The organism is Bacillus sp. SH7-1 (assembly GCF_008042405.1).
Taxonomy (GTDB): Bacteria; Bacillota; Bacilli; order Bacillales; family Bacillaceae_G; genus Bacillus_A; species Bacillus_A thuringiensis_N.
Genome location: NZ_QNUD01000009.1, coordinates 311,089 through 336,119, shown reverse-complemented (window position 1 = coordinate 336,119; position 25,031 = coordinate 311,089). Strand labels below are relative to the sequence as shown.

The following is a 25,031-nucleotide window of genomic DNA, read 5'->3' as shown; positions in this document are numbered from 1 at the left end:
AAAAGGAGAAAAATTTTGTTATGATAAGGAAGGGTGAGGAAAGGAGAGTTTACATATTGGGGTATATTGAAGAGTTACGAAAAGTCGTTGGTACAAGGCCGCTTATTCTAGTAGGATCAGCAATTATTATCTTAAATGATAATCAAGAAGTGTTGCTTCAATATCGTTCAGATACATATGATTGGGGTGTACCTGGTGGAGCGATGGAGCTAGGCGAAACGACAGAAGAAACTGCTCGCAGAGAACTGTTTGAAGAGACGGGACTAAATGCGAAAATTATGCAATTTATCGGGGTTCTTTCTGGAAAAGAAGTGTACTTCCAATATCCAAATGGAGATGAAATTTTTAATGTCATTCATCTGTATCAGGGGCATCATGTGAGTGGAGAATTAAGGCTTGACCATGAAGGATTACAGCTTCAATATTTTCCGGTGGATAAGTTACCGAATTTGAATAAAACAACAGAGAAGATTTTACAAAAATTCCTATATGCATTAACAGAATAGAAGGTTAATTCCTTCTATTTTTATTATATTAAATATTTTGATTTTTTAGTATGTTTATAGTATGATAGGTGTAGACATACATCTTATGGAATTTCACCTAAAAACTGACTAGGGTACATAAGAGAGGGGCAAGTGCAAAATGCATAATGTTGTTATTACAGCTGCAGTTCGTTCGCCAATTGGAACTTTTGGGGGAGCGCTAAAAAATGTAACGCCAGTAGAATTAGCTGTTCCTGTACTTCAGGAAGCTGTAAAACGAGGCGGGGTAGAACCACACGAAGTTGATGAAGTGATTTTAGGTCATTGTATTCAAAGAACTGATGAAGCAAATACGGCGAGAACGGCTGCATTAGCGGCAGGATTTCCTGACACAGTTACGGGCTATACAATCCAACGCCAATGTTCTTCAGGTATGCAAGCAATTATGTCGGCTGCAATGCAAATTCAATTAGGTGTAAGTGAAGTTGTTGTTGCAGGTGGAGTAGAAGCAATGAGTTCAAGCCCCTATGCATTGAAACAACACCGCTGGGGACAACGCCTACAACACGGAGAAATTCGTGATACGGTGTGGGAAGTGTTAGAAGATCCGATTCATCATATTATGATGGGGGAAACAGCGGAAAATTTAGTTGAACAATATGAAATTACAAGAGAGGAACAAGATGAAGTTGCGCTTCGCAGTCATACATTGGCACTGAAGGCAATCGAGTCTGGATACTTTGACGATCAAATTGTTCCTATTACAATAAAAGAACGTAGAAAAGAAGTAGTATTTTCGAAGGATGAACATCCACGTGCTGACATTACAGCGGAAAAATTAGCAGGGTTAAAACCAGCTTTCCGTAAAGATGGATCTGTAACGGCAGGGAATGCATCTGGTCTGAATGACGGTAGTGCGGTTCTAGTATTAATGAGCGAAGAAAAAGCGAAAGAAAAAGGCTTACAACCGTTAGCTAGAATTGTTGGCTATTCAGTAGCTGGAGTAGATCCAAAAATTATGGGTATTGGACCAGCACCAGCAATTCGTAAAGGATTAGAAAAAGTAGATTGGTCATTAGAAGATGCAGATTTACTTGAAATTAATGAAGCTTTCGCTGCACAATACTTAGCTGTAGAGAAAGAATTAGGTTTAGACCGTGAGAAAGTAAATGTAAACGGTAGTGGTGTAGGACTTGGGCACCCAATCGGTTGTACAGGAGCTCGTATCACTGTAAGTTTAATTCATGAATTGAAGAGACGCGGGTTAGAAAAAGGAATTGCCTCTCTATGCGTCGGCGGCGGTATTGGGGTAGCATTATTTATAGAAGCACTATAAAAAAGAAGCAGCAATCGCTGCTTCTTTTTTTACGAATCAAATAGATGATGGAATAATCGATCACGATTTTCAAAGAAAAGTTTCGTCGTTTGGTAATGCTCGGTTTCTTCTAATGTGGATTCGTGAATTCCTTCTTGTGTTAAAGAGTATATAGTGGATTCAGGATAAGCCATTAAAATAGGGGAATGCGTCGCGATAACAAATTGTGAACCTTGTTCCGCTAGCTCGTGCATTCGAATGAGCATAGAAAGTTGTCTCATCGGTGATAAAGCGGCCTCAGGCTCATCTAAAATATATAAACCTTGTCCTGAAAAACGATTCATAAATAAGGAGAAGAATGATTCACCGTGTGATTGTTCGTGTAGTGAAACGCCGCCGTAAGATTTTATAGCATCTATTTCATCTATATAAGAAGCAACGTTATAAAATGATTCAGCGCGAAGAAAGAAACCGTCGTTTGGTGTATTGAAACTTTTGGAAATTCGAAGGTATTCATGTAAAGATGAATGTGAATTGTTTGTACTAAAGCGGAAGTTTTTCGTTCCACCTTCTGCGTTAAAACCTAAAGCGATTGCAATCGCTTCGAGTAATGTTGATTTACCAGTTCCGTTTTCTCCAATAATGAATGTTACATTTGGATGGAAAGCTAGCGATTGTAATGTTCGGATAGCAGGCAGACAGTAAGGATATACGGAAAAACTAGGGATATTTTCTTTTTTTAATGTGACATTTTTTAAAAAGGGTACGTCAATCAATATATAAACCTCAATTCATAACGGATTTTGATTTTAAAAAGGCAGCAAATACAAGTGTAAGACAGCTTGCGGCTAGAATTGTATATTGAAGCGCGCCAAAAACGAGACCCTCCCAGCCGAAATCCATCCTCTTCCATATAAAAATGAAAAGAACGCTCATAAAGACAACGAGAGCGGGTGTATATTTTATAATCTTTAACTGCTTCCATAGAAAAAATCCAATGTATGTACTTAAAAACAAGGTAAACAGAGCAAGAAAAAAGACAAGTGTTAATGACACGAGACCCCCTCCTTGTTTTCTGAATATTTTATGTGGATTATAACATGTAAACTATCATATTCCAATGTGAAAATAAATATTGCGTCAAGATCAATTCTCTCGTTATGATAGATGGTATTCTATTGAAAATATGAAGAGGAGTTACAACATGCCATTTACATTTGCACATTCAGCAGCAATTCTTCCTTTTGCGAAAAAGCATTCTCAATATATTTCAGTAACGGTTCTTATATTAGGGAGTATGGCGCCTGAATTTGAATATTTTTTACACTTTAGACCGTATGGTGTTATTGGCCATACATGGCTTGGGTTTGTATATTTAAATTTACCGCTCGTATTTTTGTTAGCATACATATATCATTACATTTTAAAAAAGCCGTTTATAACGCATTTACCTAAACCATTTGCTAGCTACTATATATATGCAGTAGATGAAAGGTGGGGGCTTCATACATGGAAGGATTTCTTTGTATTTTGCTATTCCGCTTTATTTGGTATGCGTTTACTCATAACACGGGCTACTTCGTTATGAAAATACCATTTCTACAAGGAGAATTACATAGTATTCCAGTGTATAAATATATACAACACGGGAGTACATGTGTTGGTTTAGTATTACTATTATACGTACTATGGAAGTATAAAGATGAAACAGGGAAAGATATTATTATAGCTTCAGAAAAAAGGAAGTATTGGGTTTTGGCGATCATTGTGGCAACAATTACAGTTATCGTTCAGGCGTTCGTAAATCCCTATTTTCATATTTTCCAAATAGGGGGTATAATAGTATCTGGACTGACAAGTTCGTTTTGTGGACTTCTTATTGTTTCTATAGTTTACAAGGCTAGGGACTAATTTTATATTAATGAATGATAGTGTTAGGAGAATTAAATGATGAAAGCATGGAAAAGTATTTTTGTTTTATGTAGTTTTCTTCTTATGTTAAGTGGTTGCTTCCATCAAGAAGAAAAGAAAGTTGAACCGAAGAAGAAAGAATCTATTCCTGAGACGAAAGAATATGGTGGGCGTGAGTTGAAAAAAGTAGGACAAAAAGTTAAAGAAGCAGGATGGGGTACTTTTAAGTTAGAGCAGATTCATTCTGTGAATCAAACATTTGAAGTAGCACCAATGAAAATTCATGTACAAGAGGTGAAAGTAATCTCTTTATCACAGATGAGTGAAAAGGCAAAAAATACATTAAAAGTATATACGGCATTAACTCCTGAAGAAGTAAAGCGTAGATTAGGAGATAAAGTAAGTCAAGAAGATGCAGAATTATATGCATCGCTAAGTGGAACAGAGATTAGTGATACGATTCGTTATGTTGAAATTACATATAAGGTGGAAAATAGTGGGAATAAAAATATGCAATTTTTCTCTATGAATGATGTTGCGATTAACGATAAGCAACATTTTAAAGTATCGACTCAAAACTTTTTATATGACGAGGATACGCTAGTTGGTACGAAAAATGTATCAAGAGAAGACTATAAGCCTGGTGAAACAAGAGATGGTATTGTCGGTTTAATACTTGATGATGGAAAAGAAAAGGTAAAGGATATTAAGTTTACAACAGATGGTGTAGTGGCAGGAGATATAGAAACACAAGATGTTGTAAAAGAGCCACAAACTTTTAACATCTCACTTTCTGAGTAAAATATTTTTAAAAACATGTAAGAAAAAACAGTCAGCACTTAAAAAATTATGCTGACTGTTTTTTCTGTTCTTTTATGTATGAATCTACATTTTGAAAAGGTACCTTAATTTTAAACGCATCTTTTTGTTCATTAAATTGCTTTTCATTATAGGGGCCGAAACGTTTATTATGCTTTACGTCAATAATCCAATAATGCTCACTTTTTTTGTTTGTAATTGCAGCGTCAGGGTTATTTGGATCTGACTTTTCCTCGGTTTGTTTTGCAATAATGTATTTATCATCCCAAGCAATGTCTGTAATTTTTGCAGGAATGTATTGTGTGGCATATACAGCATCTTGCGATGGGAAAAGTTCAAATGCATTTCCAGAAGTACGTATGAGTTCGTATTCATCGTTAATCGTATAAGTTATATGATTTGTATTTCCAGCACAACCGGCTAATAGGAATGCGACGAATAGGATTATCCATTTTTTCAATATGGGAACCTCCTTTACAATGCTGTTGTAACACATTGTACAAGAAAAGTAAGAGAAACGCTAGTTTACAATGTTTTTTAGAAGTGGTACGATGAGACGGGTAAAGAAGGATATGAAGGAGTCGACATAAAAATGAAGTTAAAGATGCATCGTCCAGCGCTTGTAATGAATCGCATAGGTGCTTCCCTAATTGACATGTTTTTAATCTCGGTTATGTATGGTGCAGTAGTAGCTATTACGACCGGAAATTATAGTGCTATTTTTAATCGCTTTAATATTAGTTTTGGTGATTATAGATATGATCTTGCAGTAGTTTTTATATTAATGGCGATATATTTTATTTTGCTACCCTTTATTTGGAACGGTGTTACACTTGGTAAAAAGGTAACGAGAATAAAATTAATTTCATTGAAGAATGAAAAGTTAACATTACAAACATTAACGATACGATTTTTTGTATTGTTATTACCAAACATATTACTACTTGGAATTCCGATATTATGTAACGTATATATGATGTTATTCCGCAAAGATAATTGTGGTTTTCAGGATTTAATTACAAAAACGAAAGTAATAAGTCTTGTATAACAAAAAAGAGACCTTCTTAGTTTATATATAAACTAAGAAGGTCTTTCTTTATTATACAAATATATTTTAATGGATATATAATAAGGAAAAAGTTAATCCATATCATTTTTGAATTTAATAGATTGAAAATTAAGAAAATGTTATAATAATTGAAATAATATCTTTATATAATAAGGGGGAAATCGAAATGACTGGAGGTAGCGTAATCTTTTGGGGGATTTTAATTTTCATCGGTTTAGTTTTCGATCAGCGTAATAGTAAGAAAAAAGAAGGAGTAAAAGAGTAATCGCTTACATACGGATGGACAACTTTTCTTGCTTGCAGACTAATCTCATAAAGGAGTATACTGAATGACGGTAAGACTTATAGAAGGGGTAATGAAAATGAAGCTTGCAGGAAAAGTTGCCATCGTAACTGGCGGCGGCATCGGTATTGGACGTAATACAGCTCTTTTGTTGGCTAAACAAGGCGCAAAAGTAATTGTGACGGACATTGATCAAGAAAGTGGACAAGCAACAGTGGAGGAAATTACGAATCTAGGCGGAGAAGCACTTTTTGTATCCTATGATATGGGAAAGCAAGGAGATTGGCAACGCGTTATCAGTATTACTTTGAATGCATTCAGTCGCATTGATATGCTTTTTCAAAATGCTGGTTTATATAAAATAGATTCTATTTTTTCACGCCAACAAGAGAACGATTCCAATGTACTTTGTATTAATGACGTATGGATAGAGATAAAACAATTAACGTCATCTTTTATGAAACAGCAAGAAGAAGTGGTGCTAAGTGATTTACCGATATTCGGGATTATTAGCACGAAAGGACAATCATTTCATACAGTTGAAGCCCTAGTATAATAATGAAAACCGCCCTCAAAATATGTGGACGGTTTTTTTGTATGTTATATAGGAAAAACCTTTTTAACGAATACGTTGTTCAGTTTGACTGTCAAAGAAATGCGCTTTATTCATATCAAATGCTAGTTTAATTTGGTCACCAGGTGAAAATGTATGTCTTGCATCAACACGTGCTGCAAAATCTTGATCTCCAAGTTTCATATATAAAATAGATTCAGCACCTAGTAACTCAGCAACTTCGATTTTTGTTGTGAAGGAAGTAGATTGTGAAGCTTCTAAAAATAATAGTTCATCATGAATGTCTTCAGGACGAATACCTAAAACGATGTCCTTATTTACATAGCCTTGTTCACGTAACATCTTCATTTTTCCTTCAGTTACTTTGATTTTTAATGAATTATCTATAACGAAATCGGTTTCAGTTAATTTACCACGGAAGAAATTCATCGCTGGAGAGCCAATAAATCCACCAACGAAAATATTTTCAGGTGTTTCATATACTTCTTTTGGAGTTCCGATTTGTTGAATCTTTCCGTCTTTCATAACAACGAGACGTGAAGCCATTGTCATTGCTTCTGTTTGATCATGCGTTACGTAAATTGTTGTCGTTCCAAGACGATGGTGTAATTTAGAAATTTCTGAGCGCATTGCAACACGTAATTTAGCGTCTAAGTTGGATAAAGGCTCATCCATTAAGAAAACTTTCGCGTCTCGAACAATTGCTCTACCTAATGCAACACGTTGACGTTGTCCACCAGATAACGCTTTCGGTTTTCTATCTAAATATTGTTCCAGTCCTAAAATTTTTGCTGCATCTGTCACACGACGGTCAATTTCATCTTTTGGTATTTTTCTAAGTTTTAATCCAAATGCCATATTATCATACACACTCATATGTGGATATAAAGCATAGTTTTGGAAGACCATTGCGATATCGCGATCTTTTGGAGGGACCTCATTCATTAGCTTACCATCAATTGAAAACTCTCCTTTTGAAATATCTTCAAGTCCAGCTACCATTCGTAATGTTGTAGATTTTCCGCATCCAGAAGGACCGACAAATACGATAAACTCTTTATCTTGAATGTGTAAATTGAAGTCTGTTACAGCTGTTACGTTATTATCATATATTTTATAAATGTTTTCTAATTTCAGTTCTGCCATGGTATTTCCCCCTAGAAATAATTATGCAAACGTTTTCTTTGAGTTCATTATAAACTAATAGATTTAAAAAATAAACAAAAAAATAAAACGTTTTCATTTATTGGAGCAATATTAGTAATTTTCATATGTTTTCTTAGAAAAATAACAACAAAAGTTGTAAGCGCTATTTTAAATTAAGATAGAATCTGTTATCATTCATTAATGAAAACGTTTGCGCCTTAAAAAAGAGAAAATCGAATTATGAATGAAATGGGGTAGCATAATGGAAAAACAGTGGTGGAAAGAAAGTGTAGTATATCAAATTTATCCTCGTAGTTTTATGGATAGTAATGGTGATGGTATCGGGGATCTTCGTGGTATTATTTCAAAGTTAGACTACTTAAAAGAATTAGGAATTGATGTAATTTGGTTATCGCCAGTCTATGAATCGCCAAATGACGATAATGGTTATGATATAAGTGATTATTGTAAAATTATGAATGAGTTCGGAACAATGGAAGATTGGGATGAGCTATTACATGAAATGCATGAACGTAATATGAAACTTATGATGGACTTAGTTGTTAATCATACTTCTGATGAACATAATTGGTTTATTGAATCACGTAAATCAAAAGATAATAAATATAGAGATTACTATATATGGCGCCCTGGACAAGAAGGAAAAGAGCCGAATAACTGGGGAGCAGCCTTTAGTGGATCAGCATGGCAGTATGATGAAATGACAGATGAATATTATTTACATTTGTTTTCTAAAAAACAGCCAGATTTAAATTGGGATAATGAAAAGGTAAGACAAGATGTTTATGAAATGATGAAGTTTTGGTTAGAAAAAGGAATTGATGGCTTCCGCATGGATGTTATTAATTTTATTTCTAAAGAAGAGGGGTTACCGGCTGTTGAAACAGAAGAAGAGGGGTATGTTTCAGGTCATAAGCATTTTATGAACGGTCCAAACATTCATAAATACTTACATGAAATGAATGAAGAAGTATTGTCTCATTATGATATTATGACGGTTGGTGAAATGCCTGGTGTAACGACAGAAGAAGCGAAATTGTATACCGGGGAAGAACGAAAAGAACTGCAGATGGTATTCCAATTTGAACATATGGATTTAGATTCAGGAGAAGGCGGAAAATGGGATGTAAAACCATGTTCACTCCTTACTTTAAAAGAGAATTTAACGAAGTGGCAAAAAGCATTAGAGCATGCAGGATGGAATAGTCTATATTGGAATAACCATGATCAGCCTCGCGTTGTATCTCGTTTTGGTAATGATGGAATCTATCGTACTGAATCAGCAAAAATGTTAGCGACAGTTCTCCATATGATGAAGGGAACACCATATATTTATCAAGGAGAAGAAATCGGAATGACAAACGTTCGATTCGAATCTATTGATGAATATCGAGATATTGAAACATTAAATATGTATAAAGAAAAAGTGATAGACCATGGTGAAGATATAGAAAAAGTAATGGAATCTATTTATATAAAGGGTCGTGATAATGCTAGAACTCCGATGCAGTGGGATGATCAGAATCACGCTGGATTTACAACAAGTGAACCTTGGATTACTGTAAATCCTAACTATAAAGAGATTAATGTGAAACAAGCACTCCAAGACGAAGATTCAATTTTTTATTACTACAAAAAATTAATTGAGTTACGTAAAAATAATGAGATTATTGTGTATGGATCATATGATTTAATATTAGAGAATAACCCTTCTATTTTTGCATACGTAAGAACATATGGAGAAGAAAAACTTCTTGTCATTGCAAACTTTACTGCGGAAGAATGTGTATTTGAATTGCCTGAGGACATTAATTATAGTGAAGCAGAGTTATTTATACACAATTATGATCTAGAGAATGGATCGATAGATAACATGACATTACGTCCGTATGAAGCGATGGTATTCAAATTGAAATAAGAAAAAGCCTTATACCACTTGGTATAAGGCTTTTTTGATTACCATTTTAATATGGAGAATCCATATGGAGGAAGTGTAACTTGTAATACACTTGCTTCCGCTGAAAATTCTTCGTTTGTATAAATGTTAATGATTTTCTTTCCAGTAACATGGAGAGGGAGTGAAGCTGTAATGTCACTATTAGTCGGATTTAAAACGAAAAAGATCGTTTCATCTTCGTATGTTTTCGTATAAGAAATATAATTATGTTCATCATTTGCTTCGATAAATTGGAAAGTACCATGTCCTCCAAATGCTTTATATTGCTTCCGTAATGAAATTAATGTTTGTACATGTGTAAATAATAGATGATCTTGTTCTTTCGTATCCCAAACCATACATTTGCGACAAGCTGGATCCATACCGCCGTCCATGCCAATTTCGTCTCCATAATAAATACAAGGAGAGCCGATGAAAGAAAGATGGAATATATAAAGTAACTTTAACTTATTTTTATCTCCATTACATGTTGTCAATATTCTCGGTGTATCATGGCTGTCTAATAAATGAAATGCTGCTTCATTTACATTCATAGAGTAGGAATGTAGAGATTCTGTAATTTGTTTCATAAATTCATTTGCTTTAATGGAATTGTTAGCGAAGTAAGACAGTAGAGCATTTGTAACAGGATAGCTCATTACAGCATCAAATTGATCCCCTTGTAGCCATGGAAGTGCATCGTGCCAAATTTCGCCTAAAATATATACTTCAGGATTTAACGCCTTGATCTCACTCCGGAATTCTCTCCAAAAGCTATGGTCGACTTCATTTGCCACATCAAGGCGCCAACCGTCTATATTGAATTCTCTTACCCAATAACGTCCTACTTCAAGTAAGTATTCTTTTACATCCGGGTGTGCTGTATTTAATTTAGGCATATACGGTGTAAACGCGAAAGTATCATAATTCGGAAGTGGCTCAGTTCTAATTGGGAACTCATGAATATGGAACCACTCTTTATATGCTGACTGCTCACCGTTTTCTAGTACGTCTTGAAATTTATCGAAAAAGTATCCACTATGATTGAATACGGCATCGAGCATTACTTTTATACCGTGTGTATGACATGCCTGAACGAGTTCTTTGAAAGTTTCTTTTGTGCCAAATTGTGGGTCGATTTCCATGTAGTCGATTGTGTCATATTTATGGTTTGAATGTGCTTTGAAAATAGGTGTGAAATATATTCCGGAAATTCCAAGCTTAACAAGGTAATCAAGGTTTTGAATAATACCAGCAAAATCTCCTCCGAAAAAATTAGTTGGAGTTGGTTCAGCGCTGCCCCAAGGGAGGGCGTTTTCTGGATTTAGTGCAGGATCCCCATTTGCAAATCGTTCTGGGAAAATTTGATACCAAACAGTATCTTTAATCCAGGAAGGCGCTTTGAATACATCATTTGCATGAATAAATGGAAAACAGAAAAAGTTACCAACGTCATCGTTTGGAATGGTAGAAAAAAAGCCTCGCTCTGCATAAATAAGAGTGTCTGTATCATTTTTTAATTCGAATCCATAACGTAAGCGCTTAAATTTTGGCTCAATGGAAATGGACCAATAATCAAACAATGTAGTAGAACCAGTTTTTTTCATCGGTGTACTTGATGTAATCCATTTCCCGTCTTTCCATTCATAAGGATCACCGTAAATAAGAGTGGCGCTTTGAACATCGTCTTTTTTAGTACGTATTCGGATGTGAATCGTTTTTTCATCGTAAGCGTATGCATAATTATCTTTTGGCCTATGATAAATGGCTTCTTTAAGCATATAGAAAATCCCCCTTTAATATTTCCATACATATTGTTCCCTTACGTATAATAATAAAGCATATGTTGCAAACGATTGCTTTTTGCGTAGCTTTAATATTGCTTATAAGAGTAGTATTCATTTCATATAAAGTCAATGTATAAAGAGTATAGTAAATAATATTTTTAAATTAATATTTGCAAAATGAATAAAAGAATGTATAATGATAGACAAATAGCGCAAACGTTTTCATAGATTGAGATATTGTTTGCGCTTCTATTAAACCATTCAATGCAAACGTTTTCAATTATTAAAGTACATATACAATTTAGGGAGGTTTTTGGGATGAAGAAAGCATTATCATTATTAACGGTTTCAGCATTATCAATTGGTATGTTATCTGCATGTGGGCCGAAAGATTCGGGGAAAAAAGAGGAAAGTAAAGCGAAGAAGGACTATGATCTTCTTGTTTGGGAAGATGATAAAAAAGGCGTTGGTTTAGAACCAGCAGTAAAAAGCTTTGAGGAAAAATATAAAGTAAAAGTAAAAGTTGTTGAAATGCAAATGACAGATCAAGTGAAGAAGTTACGTCTTGATGGACCAGCGGGGACGGGACCAGATGTTGTAACATTACCACATGATCAAATTGGAAACGCAGTAACAGAAGGTTTACTTTCTGAAGTGAAAGCTGATGATGCTGTAAAGAGTAAATTTACTGATTCATCAATACAAGCACAGACATATAACGGAAAATTATATGGTTTACCAAAAGCAATTGAGACACCAATCTTTATTTACAATAAAAAATTAATGCCAAAAGCACCAGAAACGATGGACGAGCTGTTTAACTTCTCAAAAGAATTTACGAAGGATGGCAAGTACGGATTTTTAACATTAGGAGATAACTTCTACTTTGCTAATGCATTCATGGCAGGTATGGGTGGTTATGTGTTTGGTGAAAAAGATGGAAAGCCAAATGCAAGTGATGTTGGATTAAATAATAGCGGAGCAGTGCAAGGTGCTGAATATCTTCAAAAATGGTACAAAGAAAAGTTATTCCCGAAAGGTATTATTGGTGAATCTGGTGGACCTGCTGCTGATGGACTATTTAATGAAGGAAAAGCAGCATCTATTATGAATGGACCGTGGGCATTCCAAGCGATGGAAAAGAACGGAATTGATTATGGGGTTGCCCCAATGCCGAAATTACCAAATGGTCAGCCAATGAAAACTTTTGTTGGGGTTAAAGGATGGCATGTAACAAGTTTCTCTAAACAAAATGATTTAGCTACAAAGTTCACTGAATGGGTAACGAATGAAGAAAACGCAAAAATTCGATTTGAGAAAACAAAAGAAATTCCTCCAGTAAAAGCAGTAATGGAAGATCCAATTATTAAAGATAATGAAGCTGCAAAAGCAGTTGCGACACAATCTGAAAATGGAATTCCAATGCCGAACATTCCAGAAATGCAAGAAGTATGGAAACCAGCTGGAGATGCGCTTCAATTAGTTGTTACGGATAAAGAGGCACCAAAAGCAGCGCTTGATAATGCAGTGAAGCAAATTAAAGGTAATATTGAGGCAAATCATAGTAAGAAAAAATAAGGTGAAATTCGTGCCTCTAATATGAGGGGCACGAATTCTCTCCCAGAAAAAAGGGGGAAGGGACATGCAAACATCTATGGAACCAGCAAACGGCTTAAACGGTTCAAAGCATAGGAAAATGGCAACCATGTTATCTATCATTCCAGGCGTGGGCCAAATGTATAATAAACAATTTGTAAAAGGTCTTATTTTTCTAGTATTAACAGGTTCATTTATTGTAGCCTTTGCTGATTTATTAAATATGGGATTATGGGGAATTGTAACGCTTGGTACAGAAGTTCCACGTGACCATTCTGTCTTTCTATTAGTAGAAGGAATCTTAGCACTCATCGTCATCGTGTTTGGACTCGGAATATATGGATTTAATTTATATGATGCATACCAGAACGGGAAGAAACGTGATATAGGAACACCGTTAAACTCTGTAAAAGAGCAATACCGTAATTTACTAGATCAAGGTTTTCCATATTTAATGGTTTCACCGGGTTTTCTATTACTTATCTTTGTAGTTGTATTCCCAATCATTTTCGTAATTTTAATTGGATTTACGAACTATGATTTATATCATTCTCCTCCAGCTAAACTAGTAGATTGGGTAGGGTTTAAAAACTTTATTGATATCTTTACATTACCGATGTGGAGAGAGACGTTTTTAAGTGTATTTTCTTGGACTGTCATTTGGACATTCGTTGCAACGACATTACAAGTTGCACTTGGTATTTTCTTAGCGATTATCGTAAATCAGCCTGGTATTAAAGGGAAGGCAATTATTCGAACAATCTTCATTTTACCGTGGGCGGTCCCAGCATTCGTATCTATTCTTGTTTTCTCTGGTATGTTTAATGAGACATTTGGAGCAATTAACAATCAAGTATTGGCTTTATTCGGAATTGAAAAGATTGCTTGGATGACAGATCCATTTTGGGCGAAGGTAGCTTTAATTATGATTCAAACGTGGCTTGGATTCCCGTTCGTCTTTGCAATGACGACAGGTATATTGCAATCGATTCCAGGAGAATTATATGAAGCTGCTACAGTAGACGGAGCTACAGCTTGGCAACAGTTTCGTAAAATTACATTGCCACTTGTTCTATATGCAACAGCACCAATATTAATTACGCAATATACGTTTAACTTTAATAACTTTAGTATCATCTATCTATTTAACGGCGGAGGTCCTGCTGTCGCTGGACAAGACGCAGGTGGAACGGATATTTTAATTTCATGGATTTATAAGTTAACGATGACTTCAGCGCAGTACGGGAAAGCAGCAGCTCTTACAATGATCTTATCGTTAATCGTTATTACAGTTGCGTTATGGCAATTTAAGAGAACAAAATCATTCCAAGAAGAGGATATGATGTAAATGAATATTAAAAGACAAAAGATGTTACGTCTCTCATTAAGTTATCTCGTTATTTTCATAATGTGTGCCATCATTTTCTATCCGTTATTATGGATTATTGGCTCATCATTTAATCCGGGTGATAGTTTATCAGGATCAAGTATTATTCCGCAAAATGCAACGTTAGATCATTATCGTAAGTTATTAGATTTAGAGAATAGTAATTATTTACTATGGTATAAAAACACATTAAAAGTAAGTGTTTTAACGATGATTTTCTCAGTGTTAGCAATTAGCTTTACTGCTTATGCATTTTCAAGATACCGTTTTGTTGGAAGAAAAAATGGTTTATTAACATTTTTAATTCTGCAAATGATTCCAAACTTTGCAGCGTTAATCGCTCTATATGTATTAGCGCAGTTAACAGGATTAATTGATACGCACCTTGCATTAATTTTAATTTATGTAGGCGGGGCAATCCCAATGAATACATGGCTTATGAAGGGATATTTTGATACGATTCCGAAAGAATTGGATGAGTCAGCTCGTATGGATGGGGCAGGACATTTCCGTATTTTTTGGCAAATCATTATGCCACTTGCAAAGCCGATCGTAGCAGTTGTAGCGCTATTCACTTTCATCGGTCCATTTACAGATTTCATTTTAGCGAGTATTATTTTGCGCACACCAGAAAATTATACTTTAGCAGTTGGATTATATGAAATGGTAGCGAAGAAATTTGGTAATGAATTTACAACGTTTGCAGCGGGTTCAGTATTGATTGCAATCCCAATTTCAATTTTATTCCTATCACTACAAAAATACTTTATCTCTGGTTTAACTGCTGGGGGTACGAAAGGATGAAAAATGGGACATTATGTCCCATTTTTCTTTTCATCTCCCTATAAAAAAATTATAGGGAGATGAAAAGAGATTTGACATCACATATGAAAAGAAGTGAAATAAATAGTATATTATAGTATAGGAAAAAAGAGCTATATCCCTTACAATACATGGAGAGGGAGAATATGATAGGTTTTGCAAGATAGAATCAATGAAAGTTTATGACTTCTCCTATTACTTGCAACGGGTGCAAGATTAAAATATATAAAAAATGGCATAGAAGTGAAAGGAGGGGATTTTTATGACAGTTACAATTAAAGATGTGGCGAAGAAGGCGAATGTAGCACCATCTACCGTTTCTCGTGTAATTGCTGATAATCCAAGTATAAGTGAAAAAACAAAGCGTCGTGTTCGGAAAGTAATGAGTGAACTAGGGTATCATCCCAATTTAAACGCAAGAAATCTAGCTAATCAAACGACGAAAACACTTGGCCTTGTTATGCCAAGTTCTGCAAGTAAAGCTTTTCAAAATCCGTTTTTCCCAGAAGTTATAAGAGGGATTAGTTCATTTGCACATGTGGAAGGGTATGCACTGTATATGTCGACAGGTGAAACGGAAGATGAAATTTTTAATGGTGTTGTAAAGATGGTGCAGGGACGTCAAATTGGTGGTATTATTCTTTTATATTCAAGAGAGAATGATCGGATTATTCAATATTTGCATAAACAAAATTTCCCGTTTGTTTTAATTGGGAAACCATATGATCGAAAAGATGAAATTACATATGTAGATAATGACAATTATACAGCTGCAAGAGAAGTGGCAGAATATTTGATTTCATTAGGTCATAAACAAATTGCGTTCATCGGCGGTGGATCGGATTTACTTGTAACGAGAGATCGTTTGGCTGGTATGAGTGATGCTTTAAAATTAGCAGACATTGTATTACCAAAAGAGTATATTTTACATTTTGATTTTTCGAGGGAAAGTGGTCAACAAGCCGTGGAGGAATTAATGGGGCTGAAGCAACCGCCGACAGCAATTGTGGCAACGGATGATTTAATTGGACTTGGTGTGTTAAGTGCACTTTCTAAAAAAGGATTCGTTGTACCGAAGGATGTTTCTATTGTAAGCTTTAATAATGCTTTATTATCAGAAATTGCGAGTCCGCCACTTTCGACAGTTGATGTGAATATATACCAGCTAGGATATGAGGCAGCAAAAGCTTTAGTTGATAAAGTAGAGAATGCGGAGTCTACTGCAAAGTGTATCATTATTCCGCATAAATTACTGAAGCGTCAAACTTGCGATCATTATGCATAAAAAAAGCTAAGAGTTTAACTCTTAGCTTTTTGTTGTAGAAAGGTTTCTAAACGGTCACAGCCTTCTTTTAAGGTTTCAATACTATATGCATAGGACAAGCGAAGGTAGCCTTCACCATATTCAGAGAATGCTGTTCCGGGAACGACGGCAAGTCCAACTTCTTTGACAAGATCAAGTGCAAAATCAAATGATGAAGATGTTAAATGGCCAACATATGGGAATAAGTAAAATGCACCTGTTGGCTTTTCAACTGTTAAGCCCATTTGAATGAGTCTATTATATACGTAATCACGGCGTTTTTTGTATTGATGACGCATCATTTTTGGTGCATCTTTAGCAGCTGTTAATGCTTCAATTGCAGCATATTGAGCGATTGAAGTAGCGCACGTTACGTTGTATTGATGAACTTTTAATATATGTCCAGCTAAATAGCTTGGTGCAAATAATAGACCGATACGCCAGCCAGTCATAGAGTGAGATTTTGATAAACCGTTAATGACGATAGTCTTTTCACGCATTTCTGGGAAATGAGCGATAGATGTATGCGTTTGTTCATATACAAGTTCGCTATAAATTTCATCAGAAAGGACGAAAATGTTTTTATCTTTTAAAACATCTACAATATCTTGCAGTTCTTCTTTCGATAAAGTTACACCAGTTGGATTAGAAGGATACGGCAGTACGACGCATCTTGTTTTTTCAGTAATAGCACTTTCTAGTACTTCGGCTGTTAAACGGAAGCCAGTTTCACGAACATCGATAAAAATAGGTGTAGCGCCGCATAAGCGAATAATCGGTTCGTATCCTGGATAAATAGGGGCAGGTAAAATGACTTCTGTTCCTGGCTCTAAAATTGTTCGGAATGCAACATCAATTGCTTCACTGGCACCGATTGTAACGATGGTTTCGTTTTCAGGTGAATAATGTAAATCGTAGTTATCTTTTACAAAGTTACAAGCTGCCTCGCGCAATTCTAGTAAACCAGCGTTATGTGTATAGCTTGTATAATTTTCTGTAATAGCCCGTTTTGCCGCTTCTTTTACAAGAGAAGGTGTAGGAAAATCGGGTTGACCAATTGTTAAAGAGATAAGATTATCATAGTTTTGAATCATGTTAGAGAATTGGCGGATTCCAGAAATTTGGATGTCCTTCACTCTAGGGTTAATGAATTGTTCCATTGTATCTCCCTTTCTTCCGTTTGAAAATTAAGTTCATTTTATCACATTTTCTATGATTTCGCTTGCGTATATGTTATGTAGAAAAAGAGGGATAATAGAAAAAAAGCCGCTGTAAGCGACTTTTTAATATCCGTACTCCCAATCTATTTCATCTTCATTCCAAAGTACAGAGGATACTTTGCCAAGGTGAACAACTGATTCATTAACAGCACATGTGCAATTTTCTTCTCCTGTTTTGTGCTGTAATTCTTCATATACTGATTTTTCAACATTTTCTAGAACGACCAAATTTTCTTCTTTTAAAACAAGCGTAGTACCCGCCATATTTATCTTCCTCCTACTAAAATAATGATCACTTATTTGTAAACATAGATAGTATGGATTATATGCTGTATTTTGCTATAGTTGTCCGTCTCATGAAGTATTTTTTATTTTCTTTGTAATCCGTATTCATTGTATACTGCCGGGCAGAAATTTGGTACAGGGTTTACATTCATTTCGAAAATCTGTAACAATTATTATGTGTTGTTAACAAAGAATTAACAAATATGTTAAGAAAAATCAAAATTTTAAAACAAATAAACCCGTAAAATGATATAATCATATCAAAATACATATAGGGGATGAAAGGCTATGGAGCTGATCCGTGATCTAATGATCCAAATTGCCATCATTATTTTGCCGCTATTTTTATATGAAGCGATTCGTTTAAATCGTTATCAAGAAATGCCTCCAAAGCCTAACCGCTACTTTATTATGTTTTTATCCAGTATTACACTCGTTCTCTCCATGACATACTCTATTTGTTTTGGTGACGCTTGTGGGTATAACTTTCACCCAATCCCGATTGTTAGTGGTTTTCTATATGGTGGGATTGTTGGTTTAGTCCCGGCCGTTATTTTTGTTGCATATGAATGGGCGCTAAAGGGAATGAGCCTTCTTCCAATCATAGAAGTAATATTTCTATTGATAGTTCCATTATTTTTATCAAAGAAATGGTCTCTGTTTTCAAGGGAGAAGAAACTAATTTTTGCATTTATGATTTCATCATTGTACGTACTTGTTTCTTTAGTAATTGGCATGATTACCGTTCTGTTAGAAACGGGCTTTACACCGCATATTTCACACCTATATAGCGGATATATATTTGCTTCGCTTATTATGGTTATGACAATGGTATTTCAGGTGTACTTAACAGAATATTTAAATGAAAATGCAATACTACGTACAGAGATGCAAAAGTCAGAAAAGCTTAATATTGTAAGTGAGTTAGCAGCAAGTGTTGCACATGAGGTTCGAAACCCGCTCACTGTTGTTCGTGGTTTTATTCAATTGCTAGAAAGTACGGAAGATGTGAAGAATAAGGATTATATGCGTCTCGTATTAGCCGAATTGGACCGGGCAGAACAAATTATTTCAGATTATTTGAATTTAGCAAGGCCACAAATTGAGAAAAAGGAACACATTTGTCTATCAGCACAATTAATAGAAATGACTACACTTATGTCATCATTTGCAGCGATGCAAGGTGTATATTTGCAAGTTGAGATTTCTGAAAGCCTTTATACGATTGGTGATAAGACGAAATTAAAGCAAGCAATTATGAATGTTGTTAAAAATGGTATTGAAGCAATTCAAGGAAATAAAGGATATTTAAAAGTAACGGCTATTCAAAAAGATGAAACGATTGTAATAAGAGTTAAAGATAGTGGTGTTGGAATGACGAAAGAACAGTTAGTAAGGCTGGGACAACCGTATTATTCTTTAAAAGAAAAAGGAACAGGATTAGGACTTATGGTAACATTTAGTATTTTACAAGCGCATAATGGTACGCTGGAATATAAAAGCGAAAGTGGGAAAGGTACTGAAGCGATTATTATATTGCCAGCTGTAAGAAATAAGGAATAAAAGTTACCGTTGAAAGGTAACTTTTTATTTTATATTGTTTATTCATTTGTTTTTTCTTGTTTTGTTCGGCTAAATAAGCTTCTAAATGATTGCAAGAATCCTTGCTCTTTTGAGGCAGCAACCATTCTTTTTGTTTCTTGAATTTCCCGAATAACTTGCATAAGTTGTGCATCACGATTACTATCTTTGTTATAAATTTGATTTACGAGTTTATTCATTTTTTCTTCTTGCTTAGATTCTCGTTTATACATATGATTCATTAATAAGTCCATCTTTTCTTTCTGCAGGGCATCTGTTTGAGCAGCATGATCCACTAATTCTTGTAGCATTTTTTCTTGAGAGCCTTCTTTTACATAAACTTGTTGCATTAATTCATCTAGCTTTTCATCTTTTAAACGATTTTGGGTAATAAGGGTAGAATTTTGATGAATAATTGCTTCATTTAATTGAGCGAGCATTTCAAGTTTTAACATGAACTCCTCAAAGTTACGCCCATCTTCTTTTTCTTTTGGTTGTATTTCTTGCTTATCTTGTATAATTGGTACAGGTGGGGTCTCTTTTTCTTTTAAAATAATTGGTATCGTTTCTGAAATATCTTCTTGCAATGTAGCAGCTCTTTCATGTATAGATTTCAATAGTTTTAAATCATCCAGTTTATAAATACGGGCATCAGCTGTTTTGGAAATCATATAACCATGTTCCTCTAACAGTTGACTATATTTACGAACTATATGTTTTGGGATGCCTGTTTTATTCGTGACATCTTTCGTTTTATAGATAGCTTCCATGATATTTCCTCCCCAAAAAGTATCGTATATATCATTTCAATCTTTTATGAGGACTTCCTTTGAAAAAGAATGTCGGAAGGTTATTAGTTTTCTACAGCATTAGTGAAAAGGTGAAGAAAAATGAGAGTTTTTGGCGGAATGGCGGAGAAGAGCTAAAATAATGTCTGAAAACATATACAGGAGAAGTTTGTTATAATAACTGAGGAAAAGAAACTGGTAGAATCATGGAGGTATACATGAAGCAATTAAAAGGTATTATCATTTCAATTATTGCAATTCTTTCTATTTTAGTAGCGGTTTATGAAGTACTTGTTCCAGAGGAAACAAGTACCCAAAAAACAAATGCGTATGATCAAGTTCTAGAATTTCCGAAAGAGAGATATCCAGAAACCGGGAAACATATTACGGATGCGATAAAAGAAGGACATTCAGAAGTTTGTACAATTGACCGTGGTGGTGCTGCGGATAGAAGAAAATTATCGTTAGCTCCATACCCATCAAAAAAAGGGTATGATCGTGATGAATGGCCAATGGCGATGTGTAAAGAAGGCGGAAAAGGAGCACATATCGAATATATAAGTCCAGCAGATAACCGCGGAGCGGGGTCTTGGGTAGGGAATAAGCTAGATAAATACCCAGATGGTACGCGTGTGAAATTTGACGTAAAGTAGTAGTTGTATATTTCATAATGAAGGAGAAGGGGAACGATGGAGTTAACAATTTCGTATTCGCAATTAATGTTGATGAACTATGACGGTGAACAGCCTTACGTTGACTGGACGGATGAAGATTTTGAAAGAGGTTATGCGAAGGCGGATGGAACTGTTATTTTTGAAGCACTTTCTGATTATACTTGTGAAATAAAAGTAACTTGCGGGAAACATATTGAGAAAGAAGAAGTGGTTAGAACGGTTACAGTTCCTTTTACAGTTGAAAATGAATGTATCGTTGTAACGAGTATACTTTCAAATAAATTTCAAATCCCTATTCCAAATGGTGAGTATACAGTTGTCTTACAAGCAACTCCTCTTGAAGAACCGACGGATGATGAATTATATAAAATACAATACGAATTCTTTTTTGAAAGTAAAGAATAAAAATGGGTTATCCTTTTTGAGGATAACCCATTTTTGTTATGCGTTTGTTTTTAGTAGGGAACGAGCATCTTTCGCTGCTTGCACCATGTGCTCTAAAGCTGGAATAACTTCTTCTGTTCTTCTCGTTTTTAAACCACAATCAGGATTAATCCAGAAATATTTAGGGTCGCATACTTTTAAAGATTGTTCTACGATTTTATACATTTCATCTTTGCTCGGTACACGTGGGCTATGAATATCATATACACCTAGACCGATGCCTTTTTCATATGTTGTATGTTTTAATGTATCAATAAATTCTCCGTGACTTCTTGATGTTTCGATAGAAATGACATCTGCATCTAATGCGCGAATCGCGTCAACGATATCTTCGAAGTTACTGTAACACATATGAGTATGAATTTGTGTTTCGTTTGCTACAGAAGAAGTTGCTAAAAGGAAGGATTGTACTGCCCATGTAATATAAGCGTCCCAATCTTTTTCTTTTAGTGGCATACCTTCACGAAGTGCTGGCTCATCGACTTGAATTACTCGAATTCCGGAAGATTCAAGTAGTTCAATTTCGTGACGAAGAGCTAATGCAATTTGATACGAAACTTCTTTTCTTGGAATGTCATTTCGAACGAAGGACCAATTTAAAATCGTAACAGGACCAGTTAACATTCCTTTTACAACTTTCTCTGTTAAGCTTTGTGCATAAACTGTTTCCTTAATAGTCATGCCGTTAATAAAGGCCACATCACCATAAATAACAGGTGGTTTTACGCAACGGGAACCGTATGATTGTACCCAACCGTTTTTAGTAAATGAGAAACCAGCAAGGCGCTCACCAAAATATTCAACCATGTCAGTTCTTTCAAACTCGCCATGAACAAGAACATCAAGACCAATTTCTTCTTGGTAACGAATCCATTTTTCTGTCTCTTTTTCAATAAATTTTTCATATTGTTCGTTTGAAATAACGCCGTTACGCCATTCTTTTCGTGTTTGACGAACTTCAGTTGTTTGCGGGAAGCTACCGATAGTTGTCGTTGGTAACAGCGGTAACTCTAGGGCAACTTGTTGTAATTCATATCGTTTTTCAAATGGAAGAGGACGTGAAAAATCTTCTTCTTTTAGTGCTGTCCGTGCTGCTTTAACATCTTCTCGGTTACGTGCAGCAGATGAACGAATTGTATGATGTACATTGCGATACGCTTCTAGCTCTTTATTAATGCTTTCTGTACCTTGAGTCAGAGCGGAATGAATAAGAACTAACTCTTCTAATTTTTGATTTGCAAATGCTAACGCATCAAATAGCTCAGTCGATAAGTGAGTTTCTTCTGTTTTATCGATTGGTGTATGCAATAAGCTACAAGAAGGCTGAACAATGAAATCTTTCGTTTGGACTTGTTTTTGTAACGTTGTAAATAACGTAAGAACTTCATCAAGATCGGCTCTCCAAATGTTACGGCCATCTATACAACCAACAGCTAAAGTTTTATCAGCTGGGAATCCATATTTTGAAATAGCATTTAGATTTCCTTCTTTACCATGAATGAAATCTAATCCAATACCTGATACAGGGAATGTAATAATTTCTTCATAGTTTTCTTCTACACTATCAAAATATGTTTGTAAAAGAAGAGTCGCATTTGGAACTTCTTTACGAATAGCTTCATAAATTTCTTTTGCTTGTTGAATTTCTTCTTTCGTTAAAGAAGCGAAAATTGGTTCATCAACTTGAATGACTTGTGCACCAGCTGCATGTAGTTCTGAAAGTAGTTGTACGTAAGGTGCAACTAACTGTTTTAAAATAGTAGCAAATTGCTCTTGTGTATAGCCTTTAGCTAATTTCAAGAAGGTGTATGGTCCTAAAATAACAGGTTTTCCATCTACTCCTAATTCTTGTTTTACCTCTTCATATAAGCGAAGTGGACGATTATCTTTTAAAGAGATTTGTAATCCCTCTTCATATTCAGGAACGATATAATGATAGTTTGTATTAAACCATTTTGTCATTTCGGAAGCTACGTGATCTTTAGAGCCACGTGCCATTGCGAAATATACATCAAGATAAGATGTAAACTCAGAAAAACGTGATGGGATAAATCCTAGCATATAAGCAGTATCCAAAACGTGATCATAATATGTAAAGTCGCCAATTGGAATGAGTTCAATCCCTTTTTCTTGCTGTACTTTTACGTGTTGAAGGCGAATTTCTTTCATCGTTGTTAAAAATTGTTCTTCATCAATTTTATTGGACCAAAAAGCTTCCAGTGTTTTTTTCCACTCTCGTTGTAGTCCGATACGTGGATAACCTAAGTTACTTGTTTGAATTGCCATTTCAAATTCCTCCCTAATTGAAAGTAAGCATTTCCGTTTACTAGGAAATACCTATAACAAAAAGCACAAAGGCATAGAAAATAAGCCTTCCTTTTTGTTTTAACACCTCATCATCATCCGTGAATCTATCAGTGTTGTTAAAACAGGCAGGTCTCCTGACTTATGCTTCACATAATTTCTTTCACCTTCCCGTTTTCACAGTGGCACTAAAAAAGAAATCTCAGCATTTACAGTGGCGGGACCGTGTTGGAGTTTCACCAATCTTCCCTTTTAAACACGAAACGAAATGTTCGTGTACCTATTTTCCTTTTGAAAGGAAGTTAACAAGCAATATGATATTGAAACAAATTCTAACACAATTTTTGGAATTTTGTCTACTGTTTTAAAATAAGAAAATTCTAAAGTTTTTTATTTGTATTATTCTAATTTTTCTGGCTAATAAAGAGAGAGGAATTGGATTAAAATTATAAAGGAGCGTGTACTTGTACAGAGATAAGACGCTAGTTATGTTGTTTAATAATCGGTCCATATTATGGAATAAGGAAGGGGATTGGATGGTTCATTTCGAAATAGTAAGTTATCACAAAAAAAGAACAAGATTGCTGTATAAAGATGAATATACTAGGTTTATAGAAATGGGGAATTTCATTTGGAACAAAGTACACAAAATATTTATTCACCGCCAAAACATATAGTTTCAGCAGCGACAATTGTAATGAATGAACAAAAAGAAATCCTATTAATCAAGGGACCTAGAAGAGGGTGGGAAATGCCAGGTGGACAAGTTGAAGAAGGAGAGTCTTTGAAAGATGCTGCAATAAGGGAAACTAAAGAGGAAACAGGTATTGATATTGAGGTTTTAAAGTTTTGTGGAGTATTCCAAAATGTGAATCATTCAATATGCAATACGTTGTTTTTAGCTAGACCAGTTGGCGGTAAATTAACGACTACACCAGAAAGTTTGGAAGTAGGGTTCTATCCTATTGAGCAGGCATTAGAAATGGTGAATTTTATGAATTTCAGACAAAGAATTGAATACAGTTTGGATGAAAACCAACATCCTTTTTATATAGAATTTTAAGAAATAACTTTCCATTGTGGGACGTTAGTGATGAATAAATTTTAGATTTTTACAAGACTGTATTGTTATATTTTTGAGCACAGTGAAGTATCTTATATCGAAAATTAAACCTAACATATGATACCGTCGTCCTAAATTAGAACGACGGTATCATATGTTAGGTTTTAAAAATTAAATAACTTTATTGTCTTTTTACAGCTTTTTCTTTATCCTCATCT

The 25,031-nt window shown here is 34.9% G+C and carries 24 protein-coding genes, 1 pseudogene and 1 riboswitch; of the genes and pseudogenes, 16 read left to right on the top strand and 9 right to left on the bottom strand.

The features are described from left to right. The first annotated feature begins 56 nt into the window (after positions 1-56). The gene (locus tag DN390_RS10670) at positions 57-506 is read left to right on the top strand and encodes an NUDIX hydrolase (RefSeq protein ID WP_000540524.1); all 450 of its coding nucleotides are present in this window, start codon (positions 57-59) and stop codon (positions 504-506) included. Positions 507-645: 139 nt separating this feature from the next. After that, on the top strand, positions 646-1,821 hold the full coding sequence (locus DN390_RS10665; protein ID WP_000552083.1) for an acetyl-CoA C-acetyltransferase: 1,176 nt from the start codon (positions 646-648) through the stop codon (positions 1,819-1,821). A gap of 29 nt (positions 1,822-1,850) precedes the next feature. On the opposite strand, the gene DN390_RS10660 is transcribed toward DN390_RS10665, so the two are convergent. Beyond that, positions 1,851-2,576: an AAA family ATPase gene (locus DN390_RS10660; protein ID WP_147807308.1), complete on the bottom strand. Its 726-nt coding sequence runs from the start codon at positions 2,574-2,576 to the stop codon at positions 1,851-1,853. A gap of 10 nt (positions 2,577-2,586) precedes the next feature. Continuing rightward, complete coding sequence (locus tag DN390_RS10655; RefSeq protein ID WP_147807393.1) at positions 2,587-2,856, bottom strand: hypothetical protein; 270 nt, start codon at positions 2,854-2,856, stop codon at positions 2,587-2,589. Between the two features lie 148 nt (positions 2,857-3,004). On the opposite strand from DN390_RS10655, the pseudogene DN390_RS10650 reads away from it, so the two are divergent. Together DN390_RS10650 and DN390_RS10645 are read left to right on the top strand one after the other, a co-directional pair. Continuing rightward, positions 3,005-3,711, top strand: a pseudogene (locus DN390_RS10650) (DUF4184 family protein). A 36-nt stretch (positions 3,712-3,747) separates the two neighbouring features. Next, a complete protein-coding gene (locus tag DN390_RS10645; RefSeq protein WP_147807307.1) occupies positions 3,748-4,512 on the top strand; it encodes a hypothetical protein in 765 nt (254 codons plus the stop codon). Between the two features lie 46 nt (positions 4,513-4,558). Here DN390_RS10645 and DN390_RS10640 read toward each other — a convergent pair whose 3' ends face one another. Then, positions 4,559-4,990: a DUF3997 domain-containing protein gene (locus DN390_RS10640; RefSeq protein ID WP_060632111.1), complete on the bottom strand. Its 432-nt coding sequence runs from the start codon at positions 4,988-4,990 to the stop codon at positions 4,559-4,561. A gap of 132 nt (positions 4,991-5,122) precedes the next feature. Between DN390_RS10640 and DN390_RS10635 the strand changes: the two genes are divergently transcribed. The 3 genes from DN390_RS10635 (at position 5,123) to DN390_RS10625 (ending at position 6,438) form a co-directional block, all read left to right on the top strand. Next, positions 5,123-5,578: an RDD family protein gene (locus DN390_RS10635; protein ID WP_147807306.1), complete on the top strand. Its 456-nt coding sequence runs from the start codon at positions 5,123-5,125 to the stop codon at positions 5,576-5,578. A 187-nt stretch (positions 5,579-5,765) separates the two neighbouring features. Beyond that, positions 5,766-5,864 (top strand): flagellar motor protein, encoded by a 99-nt coding sequence (locus DN390_RS10630; protein WP_097950693.1) that lies wholly within the window; start codon positions 5,766-5,768, stop codon positions 5,862-5,864. A gap of 64 nt (positions 5,865-5,928) precedes the next feature. Next, positions 5,929-6,438, top strand: coding sequence for an SDR family NAD(P)-dependent oxidoreductase (locus DN390_RS10625; protein ID WP_060632108.1), 510 nt, complete (start codon positions 5,929-5,931; stop codon positions 6,436-6,438). Positions 6,439-6,501: 63 nt separating this feature from the next. On the opposite strand, the gene DN390_RS10620 is transcribed toward DN390_RS10625, so the two are convergent. After that, entirely contained in the window at positions 6,502-7,602 is a 1,101-nt protein-coding gene (locus tag DN390_RS10620) for an ABC transporter ATP-binding protein (protein WP_060632107.1), read from the bottom strand. Between the two features lie 262 nt (positions 7,603-7,864). On the opposite strand from DN390_RS10620, the gene malL reads away from it, so the two are divergent. Continuing rightward, entirely contained in the window at positions 7,865-9,541 is a 1,677-nt protein-coding gene (malL, locus tag DN390_RS10615) for an oligo-1,6-glucosidase (protein WP_147807305.1), read from the top strand. A gap of 38 nt (positions 9,542-9,579) precedes the next feature. On the opposite strand, the gene DN390_RS10610 is transcribed toward malL, so the two are convergent. Beyond that, positions 9,580-11,340: an alpha-glycosidase gene (locus DN390_RS10610; RefSeq protein WP_147807304.1), complete on the bottom strand. Its 1,761-nt coding sequence runs from the start codon at positions 11,338-11,340 to the stop codon at positions 9,580-9,582. Positions 11,341-11,664: 324 nt separating this feature from the next. Between DN390_RS10610 and DN390_RS10605 the strand changes: the two genes are divergently transcribed. The 4 genes from DN390_RS10605 to malR all read left to right on the top strand — a co-directional run bounded on the left by DN390_RS10605 (position 11,665) and on the right by malR (position 16,436). After that, complete coding sequence (locus DN390_RS10605) at positions 11,665-12,924, top strand: extracellular solute-binding protein (protein WP_060632104.1); 1,260 nt, start codon at positions 11,665-11,667, stop codon at positions 12,922-12,924. A gap of 64 nt (positions 12,925-12,988) precedes the next feature. Beyond that, positions 12,989-14,290, top strand: a complete 1,302-nt coding sequence (gene malC / locus DN390_RS10600) for a maltosaccharide ABC transporter permease MalC (RefSeq protein ID WP_063223124.1) — start codon at positions 12,989-12,991, stop codon at positions 14,288-14,290. Continuing rightward, on the top strand, positions 14,291-15,133 hold the full coding sequence (malD, locus tag DN390_RS10595) for a maltosaccharide ABC transporter permease MalD (RefSeq protein WP_001022602.1): 843 nt from the start codon (positions 14,291-14,293) through the stop codon (positions 15,131-15,133). A 280-nt stretch (positions 15,134-15,413) separates the two neighbouring features. After that, on the top strand, positions 15,414-16,436 hold the full coding sequence (gene malR, locus DN390_RS10590) for a maltose operon transcriptional repressor MalR (RefSeq protein WP_048563246.1): 1,023 nt from the start codon (positions 15,414-15,416) through the stop codon (positions 16,434-16,436). Positions 16,437-16,450: 14 nt separating this feature from the next. Here malR and DN390_RS10585 read toward each other — a convergent pair whose 3' ends face one another. Together DN390_RS10585 and DN390_RS10580 are read right to left on the bottom strand one after the other, a co-directional pair. Next, positions 16,451-17,614, bottom strand: a complete 1,164-nt coding sequence (locus DN390_RS10585; RefSeq protein ID WP_147807303.1) for an aminotransferase A — start codon at positions 17,612-17,614, stop codon at positions 16,451-16,453. Between the two features lie 123 nt (positions 17,615-17,737). After that, complete coding sequence (locus DN390_RS10580) at positions 17,738-17,938, bottom strand: hypothetical protein (RefSeq protein ID WP_000929285.1); 201 nt, start codon at positions 17,936-17,938, stop codon at positions 17,738-17,740. Between the two features lie 309 nt (positions 17,939-18,247). Here DN390_RS10580 and kinB point away from each other — a divergent pair, with 309 nt between their 5' ends. Further along, positions 18,248-19,522 (top strand): sporulation sensor histidine kinase KinB, encoded by a 1,275-nt coding sequence (gene kinB / locus DN390_RS10575; RefSeq protein ID WP_147807302.1) that lies wholly within the window; start codon positions 18,248-18,250, stop codon positions 19,520-19,522. Positions 19,523-19,560: 38 nt separating this feature from the next. Here kinB and DN390_RS10570 read toward each other — a convergent pair whose 3' ends face one another. Next, complete coding sequence (locus DN390_RS10570) at positions 19,561-20,310, bottom strand: DUF3967 domain-containing protein (RefSeq protein WP_147807301.1); 750 nt, start codon at positions 20,308-20,310, stop codon at positions 19,561-19,563. Between the two features lie 236 nt (positions 20,311-20,546). On the opposite strand from DN390_RS10570, the gene nucA reads away from it, so the two are divergent. Both nucA and comJ read left to right on the top strand, forming a co-directional pair. Beyond that, on the top strand, positions 20,547-20,981 hold the full coding sequence (gene nucA / locus DN390_RS10565; protein WP_060632098.1) for a DNA-entry nuclease: 435 nt from the start codon (positions 20,547-20,549) through the stop codon (positions 20,979-20,981). A 36-nt stretch (positions 20,982-21,017) separates the two neighbouring features. Further along, positions 21,018-21,407 carry a competence protein ComJ gene (comJ, locus tag DN390_RS10560; RefSeq protein ID WP_060632097.1) on the top strand — a complete coding sequence of 130 codons (390 nt, stop codon included), beginning with the start codon at positions 21,018-21,020 and terminating at the stop codon, positions 21,405-21,407. Positions 21,408-21,443: 36 nt separating this feature from the next. On the opposite strand, the gene metE is transcribed toward comJ, so the two are convergent. Next, a complete protein-coding gene (metE, locus tag DN390_RS10555) occupies positions 21,444-23,732 on the bottom strand; it encodes a 5-methyltetrahydropteroyltriglutamate--homocysteine S-methyltransferase (protein ID WP_147807300.1) in 2,289 nt (762 codons plus the stop codon). Between the two features lie 128 nt (positions 23,733-23,860). Beyond that, positions 23,861-24,049: riboswitch (cobalamin riboswitch) on the bottom strand. Between the two features lie 332 nt (positions 24,050-24,381). On the opposite strand from metE, the gene DN390_RS10550 reads away from it, so the two are divergent. After that, positions 24,382-24,813 (top strand): NUDIX hydrolase, encoded by a 432-nt coding sequence (locus tag DN390_RS10550; protein ID WP_098198639.1) that lies wholly within the window; start codon positions 24,382-24,384, stop codon positions 24,811-24,813. Positions 24,814-25,031: the final 218 nt, after the last annotated feature.